The sequence below is a fragment of the Streptomyces sp. NPDC058052 genome (assembly GCF_042885515.1).
Taxonomy (GTDB): domain Bacteria; phylum Actinomycetota; class Actinomycetes; order Streptomycetales; family Streptomycetaceae; genus Streptomyces.
In genome coordinates this window covers 93,485-107,592 of sequence record NZ_JBHVRX010000010.1, presented here as the reverse complement: position 1 = coordinate 107,592, position 14,108 = coordinate 93,485, and the positions used below count along the sequence as shown (strand labels likewise).

Below are 14,108 nucleotides of genomic sequence, written 5' to 3'. Positions count from 1 at the left end.
TCACCCCCTCAGTCAAGATCCGGCGCCGGGCCCCGGCGCGCGGGACTGCTCCGTCCGGGGGAGCCGGGGCCGTCCCGGGTCACGCCGCGGATCCGGTGGGTCCGGTGGGTCCGGTGGATCCGGTGGATCCGGTGGGTCTGGTGGGTCTCGTGGGTCCGGGAGGCGCGGCCTACGGCCAGGTGACCGTCGTCGGCGGGGTGCCGTCGTCCTCGACGCGCAGCCAGGCGCCCTCGCCGCCGACGCCGACGTCCACCTGGATCCGGCCGATCCCGGACCGCCGGTGCGCCGCGGCGAGCGCCCCGCGCAGCGCGGCGAGCAGCTTCCGCGCCTCCGGTTCGTCCACGAGCGTGTCCACCGCGCCGGTGAACCGCACCGACGGCTGGAGACCGAGCAGCACCCCCGCCCCGCCGGTCTCCCGCAGCACCCGCCCGCGGAAGGTCGCCGGCGCCTCGGCCGGCGGCTGCTGGAGGGCGAAGATCGTCGTCCGCACCTCCTGGATCGTGGAGTCCAGCTCGTCCACGGCCTTCCCGAGCAGCTCGTCCTCCTCGGCCGAGCCCCCGCCGCGGCGGCGGGTCGACTCCAGCATCATCTCGGTGGCGAACAGCCGCTGGACGACGAGGTCGTGCAGGTCCCGGGCGATCCGGTCGCGGTCCTCGAACACCGCGAGCCGCTCCCGGTCGTGCCGCGCGTCCGCGAGGACCAGCGCGAGCGCCGCCTGCGAGGCGAACTGCGAGGCGAGCAGCCGGTCCACCGCCGAGTACGGGTCGGCGCCCCGGCGGCGGGGGAGGGCCAGCGTGCCGATCAGCTTCCCGCCGCTGCGCAGCGGCAGCATCATCGACGGCCCGAAGCGGGACCGGACCGGGGTGGTCATCCGCGGGTCGGTGGACGAGTCCTCGACGAAGACCGGCTCCCCGCCGAGGAGCTGGACGAGGACGGCGGATCCCGGCCGGATCGTGGTGCCGACCAGTTCGCCGGGGTCCTCGGTGGTGGAGGCCGTGACGATCTCCATCCCGCCCTCGGGGGTGGGCTGGAGGATGACGCCGGCGGCCGCGTCGGCGAGGATCCGGGCCTGTTCGGCGACGGTCGTCAGGGCGTCCTCGGCCGACTCGCCGGTGAGCAGGGCCGTGGTGACGGCCGCCGCGCCCTCGATCCACCGCTCGCGCTGCCGGGCCGTCTCGTAGAGCCGGGCGTTGCCGATGGCGATGCCGGCCTGCGCGGCGAGGACCCGCAGCAGCGCCAGGTCCTCCTCGGTGAAACCACCCGGCTTCCCGCCGAGGTAGAGGGTGCCGAAGACCTGCGTGTGCACGCGGATCGGGACGCCGAGCTCGCCGTGGGGGCCGCCGGGGAGCCGGCCGGCGCGGTCCCGCTCCTCGTCGGTCATCCCGGTGGTGAAGAGGCCGGTGAGCCGGGGGCGCTCGGGGTCCACCACCCCCAGCACCCCGCGGCCCGCCCCGACCAGCTCGGTCGCCGAGTCCACGATGTGCTGGAGCGTGGCGCGGAGTTCGAGCTCCGTGCCGACGCCGAGGACGGCTTCGAGCAGCATGGGCAGGCGGGCCTGCTCCTGCTCCACGTCCTCGTCCATGATCACCATGGTCTCATCGGCGTACGAATCGGGTGATGTCGGGATAGGTCACTCCGTCAGGTCGTCGGCGAGCTCGCGGTCGCGGTCGTCCGCCAGGCCGCGGTGGTCGCCCAGCGGGTCGAGGACCATCGGCTGGACCTTGCCCTCCAGCATCGCGCCGAGGCCCAGCACGGCGCAGACGTCGGGCCGTTCGGCGATGTGCACCGGCATGCCGGTGGCGTCCCGCAGCATCTGGTCCAGGCCCGGGAGCAGCGCGCTGCCGCCGACCATCATGATCCCTCGGTCGGCGAGGTCCGCCACCAGGTCCGGCGGGCAGTCCCGCAGCACCTTGCCGAGGCCGTCGAGCACCGCCGTCAGCGGGGTGTGGATCGCCTCGCGCACGGCGGCCGTGTCGACGGTGACGGAGCGGGCCAGGCCGGTGGCCACGTCCCGGCCGTGGATCTCGGTGGACGCGGGGCCGTGCGGGGTCAGGCCGTTGCCGCTCAGCGCGAGCTGGAGCGGGCGCACCGACTGGCTCGGCAGCATCAGCTCGTGGTGGTGGCGCAGGTGCTGGATGATCGCGTGGTCGATCGCGTCGCCGCCGACCGGGATCCGCTCGGCCGTGACGATGGCGCCGAGCGAGAGCACCGCGACCTGGGTCGTCGCCGCCCCGCACACCATGATCATGGTCGCGGTGGGCTGTTCCACCGGGAGGCCGCAGCCCACGGCCGCCGCGATCAGCGTGTCGACCAGCTCGACCCGCCGCGCCCCGAGCCCCACCAGCGTCTCCACGGCCGCGCGCTGGGCGAGCGGGTCGCTGTCGTGCGGGGTGCAGGCGGCGGCGCGCAGCCGGGGCTTGCGGCGGAGCTGGCGGCGGAGCTTCTCGCCGAGGAGGTGGCGGAGCATCCGCTGGGCCATCTCGATGTCGACGACCGTGCCGCCGGAGACGGGGCGCACGACCCGGATGTAGTCGGGGGTGCGGCCGGTCATCTTCTCGGCGAGCGCGCCGACCGCGATCAGCGCTCCGGTGCGGGTGTTGATGGCGGCGACGCTCGGCTCGTCGACGACGAGTCCGGCGCCCTTGACGAAGACCCGGGTGCGGGCGGCACCCAGGTCGACGGCGACATGGCAACGACGCAGCTGATCGAGGCTGACGGTCACGGCGGATCCTCCGGAGTGCGGTGCTGACACGGGCGAGGTGTCGCGGTTCGGGTTCCTGTTCGCATCGTGCGACCGCCGGGCCCGCCGCGCGCGCTGGGCTGCGCCGCCCGGGGCCGCTCCCGGACGGCCCGCGCGGCGGCCGGACCGGGCGGAGGCGGCCGGTCCGGCGACCGCGCGGGCGAGGGTGGCGAACCGGGAGATTCGCGGCGCCACGGCGTTCACCTGCGGTTTCCTCACAAGATCCTCACGTCCTCGACGCCCCGGGATCGCGCCGCTCGTCCTAGCGTGCGAGCCCCATGGACTACTGCCACGCGTGCCGGCGGTATCTCAACGGAGCCCTCGCCTGTGCCGGGTGCGGGACCCCCGTCGAGCGGCTGCGGTACGACACCCCCCACGCCCTGCCTCACTCCGCGCCTCACGAGGGCGCCGAGGCGCCGGAGCCGTACCCGGCCGGACGGCCGTACGAGCCGGAGCCGTATCCGGTGGAGGCGTATCCGTCGGACCCGTACGCCGCCGGGCCGTTCGCGACCGGGGCGTACGGCTCCGCGTCGTACGCGCACCCGTCCTCGCCCCAGCCGTCCTCGCCCCAGCCGTCCTCGCCCCAGCCGTCCGAGCCGTACTCGTCCGAGCCGTACTCGTCCGGGGCCGGGGCCGGGCTCGGGGCGGGCGACGGGGCGGGGGTGGCGGAGGAGGAGGCGCCGGAGTCCGGTGCGCCCCTCGCTCCCGAGCACGTCTACGAGCTGGACCTGGTGGTCCCGCCGAGGTCCGGCGGGCGGGCGGCGGGCCGGTCCGCCCCGCGCCGCCGGAAGCGGGGGCGGGCCGGCCGCGGCCGGACGGTCGCGGTGAGCGCGCTGGGTCTGGTCCTCGCGGCCGGGTCGCTGGGCCTCGCGAAGGCCGTGTTCGAGGAGCCGGAGGAGAAGGGGCCCGCGACGGCCGTGGAGGAGCTGGAGGTCACCGGGACCCCGCTGCCGCCCGCGCTGCCGACCCGGAGCCCCGGCGAGGCGGCGGAGGAGGACGGCGGGGAGGGCGACGAGGCGGTCGAGGGCTCCGGCGGTCCGGCCACGCCGACCGTGCGTCCGCGCCGGATCAGCACGGGATCGGGCGGCGGCTCCGGCGCGGGCACCGCTCCGGCGTCCCGCACGGGCACGGTCTCCTCCGGCGGACCCGGTACGGCGGCGGGCCAGGGCTCCGGCACGGGGACGGGTACGGGCTCCGGCTCCGGCGGGGGCGGCGCGTCCGCCCGTCCGTCCTCGGCCGCCCCGTCGTCCACGGCGCCGTCCGTGCCCGACGTCACCGCGGGCCCGCAGGGCGAGGAACCCGGCGCCACGCCGAGCGCCTCGGGCTCGCCCACGGCCCCGGCCCCGGGCGGCGCGACGCCGTCCGCCTCCGCGAGCGCCACCCGTCCGGCGCCCCCGACGGCGACCCCCGCGCCGCGGCCCTCGGAGACCTGTACGCGATTCCTGTGGTGGTGCGTCTAGGCGGTTTCTTCCGGATCGGGCCGGGCTCGCGGTGGGACCGGGGGAAGCGGTCCGGACGAGGCCCGCGGGGGGACTGCCGCCGGAGGTCCGTCAGGCCGGGGGCTCGCCGAGCATCCGGCGCAGCAGGTCCCGCAGCAGGGTGCGCTCCACGCCGGTCAGCTCGCCGAGCGGCTCCCGCGCGAAGTGCAGGGACTCGCGGAGCCGGCGGGCGGTGTCCCGGCCCTCGTCGGTCGGCGCGGCCAGCTTGACCCGGCGGTCGGCCGGGTCGGGGCGCCGCTCGACCATGCCCCGGGACTCCAGGCGGTCGATGATCCCCGTGACGTTGGACGGCTCGCACTTGAGCTTCTCGGCGATCTTCCGCATCGGCGTGGGCTCCAGGGCGAGCAGCCCGAGGACGCGGGCCTGCGCGCCGGTGAGGGAGTGGGCGGCGGCCGCCTCCTCGTACTCCAGGTGGTAGCGCGCCACGACCGTACCGATCAGCTCGACGACTTCGAGGGTCACGGGGTCGGTGTGTGAGGTGGGCATGGGCACCATCGTACTCCGATGCTTGACAACATGAAATATTCAGGCGCATGGTTGTTTCATCAAGTGAAGCTTTCCCCGGAGGTCCCCACCATGACCGCTCTGCCCGCCACCAGCCGTGAATGGCACCTCGTCGCCCGCCCGCACGGGTGGCCCGTCCCCACCGACTTCGCCCTGCGCGAGGTCCCGGTCGAGGCGCCCGCCGAAGGCCGGATCCTGGTGCGGAACCTCCACTTCTCGGTCGACCCCTACATGCGCGGCCGGATGAACGACGTGAAGTCCTACGTCCAGCCCTTCCGGCTGGACCACCCGATGGACGGCGGCGCGGTCGGCGTCGTCGTGGCGTCGAACGCGGAGGGCTTCGCCGAGGGCGACCACGTCCTGCACGGCCTCGGCTGGCGCGAGTACGCCGACGTCCCGGCCCAGCACGCCACCAAGGTGGACCCGGAGCTGGCCCCGCTCTCCACGTACCTCGGCGTGCTCGGCATGACCGGCCTGACCGCCTACGCGGGCCTCTTCGAGACCGCCTCCTTCAAGGAGGGCGACGCCGTCTTCGTCTCCGGCGCGGCCGGCGCGGTCGGCAGCCAGGTCGGCCAGCTCGCCAAGCTGGCCGGCGCCTCCCGGGTCATCGGCTCGGCCGGCTCCGACGAGAAGGTGAAGTGGCTGGTGGAGGAGCTCGGCTTCGACGCGGCCTTCAACTACCGGAACGGCCCGGTGCGCGACCAGCTCCGCGAGGCCGCCCCGGACGGCATCGACGTCTACTTCGACAACGTGGGCGGCGAGCACCTGGAGGCCGCGATCTCCTCGCTCAACGTGCACGGCCGCGCCGCCATCTGCGGCATGATCGCGCAGTACAACGACACCGAGCCGGCCCCCGGCCCGCGGAACATGGCGATGATCATCGGCAAGCGGCTCCGCCTCCAGGGCGTCCTGGTCGGCGACCACTACGGCATCCGGCAGAAGTTCGTCGAGGAGGTCGGCGGCAAGCTGCGCTCCGGCGAGCTGAAGTACCGCGAGACCTTCGCCACCGGGATCGAGAGCGGCGTGGACGCCTTCCTCGGTCTGCTCCGCGGCGACAACACCGGAAAGATGATCGTCTCGCTGGACCGGTAGTCTTCCCTCAGCCGTCGCGATCGTGGGCGCGAGTCGAGGCGGGGAGAAGAAGGTAGAAACCAGCATGTCCATCCAGCACTCCGACGTTCTCTACACCGCCGTCGCCACCGCGGAGAACGGCCGCGACGGCCGTGTCGCCACCGACGACGGCCGGCTCGACGTCGTCGTCAACCCGCCCAAGGCCATGGGCGGCTCCGGCGAGGGCACCAACCCCGAGCAGCTCTTCGCGGCCGGCTACAGCGCCTGCTTCCAGGGCGCCCTCGGCGTCGTCGCGCGGAACGAGAACGCGGACATCTCCGGCTCGACGGTCACCGCCGAGGTCGGCATCGGCAAGAACGACGACGGCTTCGGCATCATCGTGAAGATCTCGGCCTCCATCCCGAACGTGGACGCCGAGACCGCCAAGAGCCTCATCGAGAAGGCCCACCAGGTCTGCCCGTACTCCAAGGCGACCCGCGGCAACATCACGGTCGAGCTCGCCGTCTGAGTCATCGGCCGCACCGCGTGCGGACCCGTGCGGGCCGCACCCCGACCGACCGGGGTGCGGCCCGCACGCATGTGCGGAACCGGTGATCGCGTGCCGCTAGGCTGCCCGCATGCGCGATTTCGGGGTGGGTTTCGGTCATCTGGTCCAGGGCCAGAAGTGGGTGGCACAGCACGGACGCCGGTTCGGCTTCGGCCTGTTGCCCGGTCTGGTGGCACTCGTCCTCTACCTGGCCGCGCTGGGCGCCCTCGCCTTCAACGCGACCGATCTGACGGCCTGGGCGACCCCCTTCGCCGACGACTGGTCCACCCTGTGGCGCGCGATCTTCCGCAACGCCATGACGGCCCTCCTCGTCGCCTTCAGCGTCTTCCTCGCCGTCGTCACCTTCACCGCCGTCACCCTTCTCATCGGCCAGCCCTTCTACGAGACCCTCTCCGAGGACGTCGACCGCAGCCGGGGCGGCGACGTCCCCGAGTCCGGCCTGCCGCTCTGGCGCGAGCTGCTCATCTCGGCCCGTGACAGCCTGCGCGTGGTGCTGCGGGTCGCCTTCTACGCCGTGCTCCTCTTCGCCTGCGGCTTCATCCCCGTCGTCGGCCAGACCGTCGTCCCCGCCCTCGGCTTCTGCGTCTCCGGGTTCTTCCTCGCCGAGGAACTGACCGCCGTCGCCCTCCAGCGCCGGGGCGTCGAGCTCAAGGAGCGCCTGACGCTGCTGCGCGGCCGGCGCTGGGCCACCCTCGGCTTCGGCGTCCCGCTCGCCCTCGTCTTCGTCGTCCCCTTCGTGGCGGTCTTCCTGATGCCCGGCGCCGTCGCCGGCGCCACCCTCATGGTCCGCGACCTGCGCGGCGAGGACTCCGAGGAGAACGATCACGAGGACGGCAACCTTTCCTCCCCGGGCGGCGACCAGGGGGTGCACCCCATCCCCCACTGAGGAAGTCATCCATGACGTCACACAAGCGCAGGACCGGCCGCCGCAGGGCGCTCCTCGGCGGCCTGGCCGCGTTCGGAGTCACCGGCGCGGCCATCGTCACGAGCACCCTGCTCGCCCCGGCGGGCGCGGCCCCGGCCGCCGTCCCCGCCTGGCCGGCCGCCAGGGGCGACAAGCCCGTCGCCGCCACCATCGAGGTCTCGGGCACCTACGACGGCAAGCTCAAGCGCTTCCGCGGCACCGGCGACCTCGGCTCCGACGGGCAGGACGAGAGCCAGCAGCCGCTCTTCGTCCTGAAGGACGGCGCCACCCTCAAGAACGTGGTCCTCGGCACCCCCGCCGCCGACGGCGTGCACTGCCTCGGCAGCTGCACCCTCCAGAACGTCTGGTGGGAGAACGTCGGCGAGGACGCCGCCACCTTCAAGGGCACCTCCGCGAAGGCCGTCTACGCGGTGTACGGCGGCGGCGCCCGGGGCGCCTCCGACAAGGTCTTCCAGTTCAACGGCGCCGGCAAGCTCGTCGTGACCAAGTTCCAGGTCACCGACTTCGGCAAGCTCGTCCGCTCCTGCGGCAACTGCAAGAAGCAGTACCGGCGCACCGTCGTCGTCGACGACGTCGACATCACCGCCCCCGGCAAGTCGATCGTCGGCGTCAACGCCAACTACGGCGACACCGCCTCGCTGCGGAACGTCCGGATCCACGGCGACACCAAGAAGAAGATCAAGCCGTGCACCCGCTTCACCGGCAACAGCACCGGCAAGGAGCCCACCGAGCTCGGCACCGGCCCCGACGGCACCACCTGCCGCTACACGGCCTCCGACGTCTCGTACGACTAGCTAGTCGATCGCCAGGATCGGATGGAGCTCCGGCCTGGCGGTCCACCACTCCTGGTGGAAGGCGTTGTTGGGGACGTTCGCCAGATACGCCTCCGCCGCCGCGCGGTACAGCAGGTCCGCGTGGCGGGCGGAGACGGCGGAGCGGTTCCAGGCCAGGCGGATGCGGCCGGTGACCGGGTCGCCCTCCAGGGGGCGCAGCACCGTCCCCTCGGTGGGCGGGGCGGTGGGCTGGCTCAGCGAGATCGCGCGGCCCGAGGCGATCAGGTCGTAGTGGATCTTCCGGTCGGCCACCCGGTGCCGCAGCGACGGGGTGAAGCCGGCCCGCTCGCACGCCGCGACCAGCGCCTCGGGGCCGCCGTCGTCGTCCTCCACCAGCGTCATCCAGGACTCGCCCGCCAGCTCCGCCAGCGCGATCCGCTCCTTCCCGGCCAGCGGATGGTCCGCAGAGATCCGCACGCAGAAGGGTTCCTTCGCGATCAGCGTCCGGGCCGTCGTGCCCTGCGGCAGCGGCACCTCGTGGTCGTTGACCTCCCCGTACAGCACCGCGTCGTAGCGGCCCGCGCCCAGTTGCCGGGTCAGCGTCGTCGCCGACTGCTCGACCGTCACCGCGATCTCCCGGCCCGCCACGACCTGTTCGAGGCCGACGAGCAGCCGGTCCACCAGGACGAGCAGGATGCAGCCGAGCCGCAGCGGGGTGTCCGGGTCGGCGGCCCGCGCCCCGGCGGCGATCGCGTCCATCTCGCCGAGCACGAGCCGGGCCTTGGAGAGGACGAACTCGCCCAGCGGGGTGGGCTCCACACCGCGCCGGCCGCGCAGGAACAGCTCCCCGCCCGCGACCCGCTCGATCCGCCGCAACTGTGCCGAGAGCGCCGGCTGGGAGATACCGAGCCGGAGTGCGGCGCGGCCCAGACTGCCCGCCTCCGCTATCCGGCAGACGGCTTCCAGATGCCTCAACTCCAGCTGCATTTCAGCAGCGTACGCAGCGCCGCGCGGCCGCACCATAACCCGCGTCTTATGCCGGATGAGATGTCCCGAACTGGCCATGTCCACGCCCATACTCGGCGCGACGATCCGTCTCCCCCACCCTGAACGGAGCACGACGTTGCACCCCACCAGACTCACGGCGGCCGTGACCGCCCTGGCCCTCTCGGCGAGCCTCGCGACCGTCCTCGCCGGGACCGCCTCCGCCGCCCCCGCGGCGGAGCCGGCCCCGCCGGGCCACGGGAAGTCCCTGGCCCTGGCGGCCGCGGACACCGCCGCCGCCAGCGGCCTCGACGAACTGCGCCACGGCGCCGACGAGGACCTCGTCCGGACGTCCGTCACCCCGTGGTCGAACGGCCTCTACTACGCCGCCTACCAGCGGACGTACAAGGGCCTCCCGGTCCACGGCGGCGGCGACGCCGTCGTCCTCTCCGACTCCTCGGGCAAGGTCCGCGACGTCACCGGCGCCGCGGCCCCCGCCCTCAGGCTGCCGACGACGAGCGCCCGGGTGACCGCCGCGGCCGCGCTCGCCACGGCCCGCGGCCGGCTGGCCTCCGTGGAGAGCGCGAGCACCCCCGAACTGACCGTGCTCCTCAAGGCCGGCAAGCCCGTCCTCGCCTGGCACACCCTGGTCGTCGGCACCACCGCCGGCAACGTGCCCAGCTCGCTCGACACCTACGTCGACGCCCGTACCGGCAAGGTCGCCCAGGTCACCGACAAGGTCCGGCACGCCGAGGGCCGCGGCTACCACAACGGCAACGTCACCATCGACACCGCCGCGGGCTCCATGACCGACACCAGCCGCGGCGGCTTCAAGTGCGGCGGCCAGAACGGCAGCGCGTACACGGGCTCCTCCCCGTGGGGCAACGGCGGCGCCAACGACCTCGTCACCGCCTGCGTCGACATCATGTACGCCGCCCAGCGCGAGTCGGACATGCTCAAGGAGTGGTTCGGCTACAACGGCATCAACGGCCAGGGCGGCATGGTCCCGGCCCGCGCCGGACTCACGCAGGTCAACGCGTACTACGACGGTACGAAGACCACCTACGGGCGCAACCAGAACGGCACCAACCAGCTCACCGGCATCGACGTCGTGGCCCACGAGTACGGCCACGAGATCTTCGACCGGACCCCGGGCTCGGCCGGCTCGTCCAACGAGAACGGCGGCATGAACGAGTCCACCGGCGACATCTTCGGCGCGCTCACCGAGCACTACGCCAACAACCCGAACGACACCCCGGACTACACGGTCGGCGAGGAGCTCAACTTCACCGGCAACAACCAGCCGATCCGCAACATGTACAACCCCTCGCTCATCAACAACGACCCCAACTGCTACACCCAGCTGACCTCGGGCACCGAGGTGCACGCCGCGGCCGGCCCGCAGAACCACTGGTTCTACCTGCTCGCCGAGGGCTCCAACCCGGGCGGCGGCAAGCCCAGCAGCCCGATATGTTCCGGCGGCCCGTCCTCCGTCACCGGCATCGGCATCCAGAAGGCCGGCAAGATCTTCATGGGCGCCCTGCTGCTGAAGACCTCGTCCTGGAACCACCCCGCGGCCCGCCGCGCCACCCTCACCACCGCCAAGAACACCTACGGCGCCGCCGAGTGCAACGCGGTGAAGGCGGCCTGGAACGCGGTCGGCGTCCCCGCCCAGTCCGGCGAGACCGACTGCGGCGGAACCAGCACCCCTGACTTCTCGCTCTCCCTGAACCCGTCCTCGGGCTCGGCGCAGCCGGACACCTCGGTCACGGCCACCGTCAACACCAGCACCACCGGCGGCTCCGCGCAGACCGTCCAGCTCACGGCGAGCGGCGCCCCCAGCGGCGTCAACGTCTCCTTCAACCCCGCCTCGGTGACCTCCGGCAACTCCTCCACGATGACCGTCAAGGTCGCCGCGGGCACCCCGAACGGCACCTACCCGATCACCGTCACCGGTACGGGATCCGCCACCCACACCGTCACCTACCAGCTGACGGTCGGCAGCACCACGCCCCCCACCGGCTGCGACAACACCGAGCACACCTACCGGGGCACGCTGGCCTCCGGTCAGGCCGCCGCCCAGCCGGACGGTTCCTACTACTACGCGGCGAGCGCCGGTACCCACGTCGGCTGCCTGCGCGGCCCGGCCGGCACCGACTTCGACCTCTACCTGCAGAAGTGGAACGGAGCGGCCTGGGCGGACGTGGCCGTCGGCGGCACCGCCGGCGCCGACGAGGACACCAGCTACTACGGCACCGCGGGCTACTACCGCTACGTCGTGCACGCCTACAGCGGCTCCGGCGCCTACACGCTGGGCCTGAGCGCCCCGTAGCGGGCCACGAACGCCCCGGGGCGGGGGCCTGACACCCCGCCCCCGGGCAGGGAGACCGTGCGACGGGCGGGGGGTCCGTCGTGCGGTCGCCCGGGCCGGGCCGCCGGAGTCCCACGGCGGCCCGGCCCTTCCGCGTCCCGGTCCTTCCGCGTCCCGGTCCTTCCGCGTCCCGGTCCTTCCGCGTCCCGGCCGGAGAGGGCTCAGCCCACCTCGGCCAGGACGAACCCCGGCTTCTCCGGACCCGCGTCGGCGAGCCGCCCGCCGTCCGGCCCCCAGACCCCGGCCCTGCCGCCGCCCTCGCCGACCTCGCTCGGCCCCAGCGAGTTGCCCAGCGCCACGAAGAGGCCGAAGTCCCGCGCGCGGACCGGGTAGACGGTCTCGAAGGAGTCGTTCGCCGCGTCGAGCATCGAACTCGCCAGGTACACCGAGCAGCCGTCCGCGGCGGCCCGCCCGGCCGGCTCCGGGAAGCGGTTGTCGTAACAGGTGGCGAGCGCGAACCGGAGCCCGTCCAGGACGAACCGCCCGTCGGCCGTGCCCGCCGTGAAGGTGTCCCGCTCGGGCCCGTGGTACAGGTGCCGCTTGTCGTAGCGGGCGAGCGTCGAGCCGTCCGGACCGATCACCAGCGTCGTCAGGCCCGGCAGCGCGCCCCCGCCCCGCACCGGTCCGTTGACGACCGCGGCCGCCCCGGCGGCCCGGCACGCCGCGCGGACCGGCTCCAGCCGGGGATCGTCCTCGGTGAGCACCAGGGACGGGTTCTCCCGGATCAGGGCCGTGTCGTACCCGGTGAGCGAAAGCTCCGCGAAGACGACCACCCGGGCACCGGCGGCCCCTGCCTCCCGGACCAGGCCGGCGATCGTACGGACATTGGCGTCGACGTCCCCGGCGAGCGGGGCGAACTGGGCGGCGGCGAGCATCATGGCCCCCATGCTCGCAGCTCCTCGGCGGTCGCCCGCAACCGCTCCAGGAAGGCCGTCGCCGCCGCCGTCGGCGCCCCCGGCGCGGCCGCCCCGATCCTGCGGTACGGCACGTCCTCCGGGTGGATCGTGACGAGCGCGACGTCCGGGCGCACCGACGACGCCGCCAGCGCCGGCACCAGCGTGACGCCGAGCCCCGCCGCGACCGCGCCCAGCTTGGCGATCCAGTCGTGCGCGAGCAGCCCCGTCCGGGGCCGGAGCCCGGCCGCGAGGGCGGGCCGGAAGAGGGTGTCCTCCAGCCGTTCGTTCCCGACGATCCACTCCTCCCCGGCCAGCTCCGCGAGCCGCACCTCCCGCCGCCCCGCGTACGGGTGCCCCCGCTCCATCGCCACCAGCATCGGCTCGTCCAGGAGGTGATGGAGCGTCACCCCCGGCGGGAGCGGGGCGTCCACGGCCGGGCTGACCACCGCCAGGTCCTCCTCCCCGGCCGCGACCAGCGCCAGATGCTTCACCGACGGCCCCTCGACCCGGGTCACGACCACCCCCGGATGCCGCTCCCGGAAGGCCGCCTGCGCCCGCGGCACGAGGGCGGCGGTGGCGCTGGAGAAGGCGCCGAGCCGCAGCAGCCCGCCGTCCAGGGTGCGCAGCGCGGTCAGTTCGGCGCGCGCCGCCGCCAGCCGGTCCCGGACCGCCTCGGCATGCGGCAGCAGCGCCCGCCCCGCCTCGGTGAGCCGCACCCCGCGCGGCAGCCGCTCGAACAGCTCGGCCCCCCACTCCTCCTCCAGGGACCGGACCTGGCGGGAGACGGCGGACTGGGTGTAGCCGAGGGCGCGGGCGGCGGCGGTGAAGGACCCGGACCGGGCGACGGCGAGGAAGGCGTCGTACGAACCATGCGTGAGCTGCATGGCTGCCATGCTAGACATTCGCTTGTCGCATGGCAGTGGCGGTCCTAGCGTCGAGGCCATGGACACCACCCCGCAGACGATCGCCTTCCTCGGCCTGGGCTCCATGGGCCGCCCCATGGCCCGCCGCCTCCTCGACGCCGGCCATCCGCTCACCGTCTGGAACCGCACCGCCGCCAAGGCCGCGCCGCTCGTCGAGGCCGGCGCCGTCCTCGCCGCGAGCCCCGCCGAGGCCGTCCGGGACGCCGAGGTCGTGATCACGATGCTGGCCGACCCGGCGGCCGCCCGCGCCGTCGCCGACGAACTGGTCCCGGCCCTGCGCCCGGGCACCCACTGGATCGACACCTCCACCATCGGCCCCGACGCCACCCGCGCGCTCGCGGCCCGGCTCCCCGCGGGGGCGACCCTGATCGACGCGCCCGTCATGGGCAGCGTCGACCGGGCCGCCGCCGGGGAGCTGCTGATCCTCGCGGGCGGCGACACCGCCCCGGTCGCGGACGTCCTCGGCCGGCTCGGCACGGTCACCGCCTGCGGCGGGCCCGGCGACGGCGCCGCCCTCAAGCTGGTCCTCATCAACGCGGCCATCGGGGGAGTGGCGCTGGTCGCCGAGAGCCTGGCGCTCGCCGAGGCGCTCGGCCTGCCCCGCGAACTCGCCCTGCGCACCCTGGGCGCGGGCCCGATCGGCGGCGCCGTCGGCCGGGTCACCGGCACCGGCTCGCACTTCCCGGTGGCGCTCGCCGCGAAGGACGTGGCGCTCGCCGCCGAGGTGACGGAGCTGCCCCTCCTGGAGGCCGTCCACCGGCTCCTGGTCGCGGACCCGGAGCTGCTCGCCCAGGACCTGGCGGCGGTGGCCCGGTAGGGACGGCCGGGCGGGATCCCCCCGGCCTGATCCGGAAGAAACGGCCTAGACTCCGCGG

The 14,108-nt window shown here is 74.2% G+C and carries 13 protein-coding genes; 7 read left to right on the top strand and 6 right to left on the bottom strand.

Annotated elements, in window-relative coordinates:
• Positions 1-169 precede the first annotated feature (169 nt).
• Together ACFVU3_RS16515 and ACFVU3_RS16510 are read right to left on the bottom strand one after the other, a co-directional pair.
• The gene (locus ACFVU3_RS16515) at positions 170-1,591 is read right to left on the bottom strand and encodes a GAF domain-containing protein (RefSeq protein ID WP_390066682.1); all 1,422 of its coding nucleotides are present in this window, start codon (positions 1,589-1,591) and stop codon (positions 170-172) included.
• 39 nt (positions 1,592-1,630) lie between these two features.
• Complete coding sequence (locus tag ACFVU3_RS16510; RefSeq protein WP_390066681.1) at positions 1,631-2,722, bottom strand: rod shape-determining protein; 1,092 nt, start codon at positions 2,720-2,722, stop codon at positions 1,631-1,633.
• Positions 2,723-3,018: 296 nt separating this feature from the next.
• Here ACFVU3_RS16510 and ACFVU3_RS16505 point away from each other — a divergent pair, with 296 nt between their 5' ends.
• Positions 3,019-4,200 (top strand): hypothetical protein, encoded by a 1,182-nt coding sequence (locus tag ACFVU3_RS16505; RefSeq protein WP_390066679.1) that lies wholly within the window; start codon positions 3,019-3,021, stop codon positions 4,198-4,200.
• A gap of 90 nt (positions 4,201-4,290) precedes the next feature.
• Here the strand turns inward: ACFVU3_RS16505 and ACFVU3_RS16500 are convergent, their stop codons facing one another.
• The gene (locus ACFVU3_RS16500; protein ID WP_390066677.1) at positions 4,291-4,725 is read right to left on the bottom strand and encodes a MarR family winged helix-turn-helix transcriptional regulator; all 435 of its coding nucleotides are present in this window, start codon (positions 4,723-4,725) and stop codon (positions 4,291-4,293) included.
• Positions 4,726-4,815: 90 nt separating this feature from the next.
• On the opposite strand from ACFVU3_RS16500, the gene ACFVU3_RS16495 reads away from it, so the two are divergent.
• From ACFVU3_RS16495 to ACFVU3_RS16480, 4 genes are all read left to right on the top strand, one after another.
• Positions 4,816-5,835 carry an NADP-dependent oxidoreductase gene (locus tag ACFVU3_RS16495; protein ID WP_390066675.1) on the top strand — a complete coding sequence of 340 codons (1,020 nt, stop codon included), beginning with the start codon at positions 4,816-4,818 and terminating at the stop codon, positions 5,833-5,835.
• Positions 5,836-5,899: 64 nt separating this feature from the next.
• A complete protein-coding gene (locus ACFVU3_RS16490; protein ID WP_189946868.1) occupies positions 5,900-6,322 on the top strand; it encodes an organic hydroperoxide resistance protein in 423 nt (140 codons plus the stop codon).
• Positions 6,323-6,431: 109 nt separating this feature from the next.
• Positions 6,432-7,247 (top strand): EI24 domain-containing protein, encoded by an 816-nt coding sequence (locus tag ACFVU3_RS16485; protein ID WP_390066673.1) that lies wholly within the window; start codon positions 6,432-6,434, stop codon positions 7,245-7,247.
• A gap of 11 nt (positions 7,248-7,258) precedes the next feature.
• The gene (locus ACFVU3_RS16480; protein WP_390066671.1) at positions 7,259-8,080 is read left to right on the top strand and encodes a pectate lyase; all 822 of its coding nucleotides are present in this window, start codon (positions 7,259-7,261) and stop codon (positions 8,078-8,080) included.
• Here the strand turns inward: ACFVU3_RS16480 and ACFVU3_RS16475 are convergent, their stop codons facing one another.
• Positions 8,081-9,046, bottom strand: coding sequence for a LysR family transcriptional regulator (locus ACFVU3_RS16475; RefSeq protein WP_390066669.1), 966 nt, complete (start codon positions 9,044-9,046; stop codon positions 8,081-8,083).
• A 136-nt stretch (positions 9,047-9,182) separates the two neighbouring features.
• Here ACFVU3_RS16475 and ACFVU3_RS16470 point away from each other — a divergent pair, with 136 nt between their 5' ends.
• Positions 9,183-11,375 carry a M4 family metallopeptidase gene (locus ACFVU3_RS16470; RefSeq protein WP_390066667.1) on the top strand — a complete coding sequence of 731 codons (2,193 nt, stop codon included), beginning with the start codon at positions 9,183-9,185 and terminating at the stop codon, positions 11,373-11,375.
• A 200-nt stretch (positions 11,376-11,575) separates the two neighbouring features.
• Here ACFVU3_RS16470 and ACFVU3_RS16465 read toward each other — a convergent pair whose 3' ends face one another.
• Both ACFVU3_RS16465 and ACFVU3_RS16460 read right to left on the bottom strand, forming a co-directional pair.
• The gene (locus ACFVU3_RS16465) at positions 11,576-12,301 is read right to left on the bottom strand and encodes a carbon-nitrogen hydrolase family protein (protein WP_390066665.1); all 726 of its coding nucleotides are present in this window, start codon (positions 12,299-12,301) and stop codon (positions 11,576-11,578) included.
• A complete protein-coding gene (locus ACFVU3_RS16460; protein ID WP_390066663.1) occupies positions 12,289-13,203 on the bottom strand; it encodes a LysR family transcriptional regulator in 915 nt (304 codons plus the stop codon). Before ACFVU3_RS16460 ends, ACFVU3_RS16465 begins: the two co-directional genes overlap by 13 nt.
• A 49-nt stretch (positions 13,204-13,252) precedes the next feature.
• On the opposite strand from ACFVU3_RS16460, the gene ACFVU3_RS16455 reads away from it, so the two are divergent.
• Positions 13,253-14,050, top strand: coding sequence for an NAD(P)-dependent oxidoreductase (locus tag ACFVU3_RS16455; protein WP_390066661.1), 798 nt, complete (start codon positions 13,253-13,255; stop codon positions 14,048-14,050).
• Positions 14,051-14,108: the final 58 nt, after the last annotated feature.

Excerpts from the sequence above, each read along its gene's own strand:
- ACFVU3_RS16485 (WP_390066673.1), top strand. The coding sequence starts at position 6,432 with ATGCGCGATTTCGGGGTGGGTTTCGGTCATCTGGTCCAGGGCCAGAAG.
- ACFVU3_RS16505 (WP_390066679.1), top strand. The coding sequence starts at position 3,019 with ATGGACTACTGCCACGCGTGCCGGCGGTATCTCAACGGAGCCCTCGCC.
- ACFVU3_RS16475 (WP_390066669.1), bottom strand. The coding sequence starts at position 9,046 with ATGCAGCTGGAGTTGAGGCATCTGGAAGCCGTCTGCCGGATAGCGGAG.
- ACFVU3_RS16495 (WP_390066675.1), top strand. The coding sequence starts at position 4,816 with ATGACCGCTCTGCCCGCCACCAGCCGTGAATGGCACCTCGTCGCCCGC.
- ACFVU3_RS16515 (WP_390066682.1), bottom strand. The coding sequence starts at position 1,591 with ATGGTGATCATGGACGAGGACGTGGAGCAGGAGCAGGCCCGCCTGCCC.
- ACFVU3_RS16490 (WP_189946868.1), top strand. The coding sequence starts at position 5,900 with ATGTCCATCCAGCACTCCGACGTTCTCTACACCGCCGTCGCCACCGCG.
- ACFVU3_RS16500 (WP_390066677.1), bottom strand. The coding sequence starts at position 4,725 with ATGCCCACCTCACACACCGACCCCGTGACCCTCGAAGTCGTCGAGCTG.
- ACFVU3_RS16455 (WP_390066661.1), top strand. The coding sequence starts at position 13,253 with ATGGACACCACCCCGCAGACGATCGCCTTCCTCGGCCTGGGCTCCATG.
- ACFVU3_RS16460 (WP_390066663.1), bottom strand. The coding sequence starts at position 13,203 with ATGGCAGCCATGCAGCTCACGCATGGTTCGTACGACGCCTTCCTCGCC.
- ACFVU3_RS16480 (WP_390066671.1), top strand. The coding sequence starts at position 7,259 with ATGACGTCACACAAGCGCAGGACCGGCCGCCGCAGGGCGCTCCTCGGC.
- ACFVU3_RS16465 (WP_390066665.1), bottom strand. The coding sequence starts at position 12,301 with ATGGGGGCCATGATGCTCGCCGCCGCCCAGTTCGCCCCGCTCGCCGGG.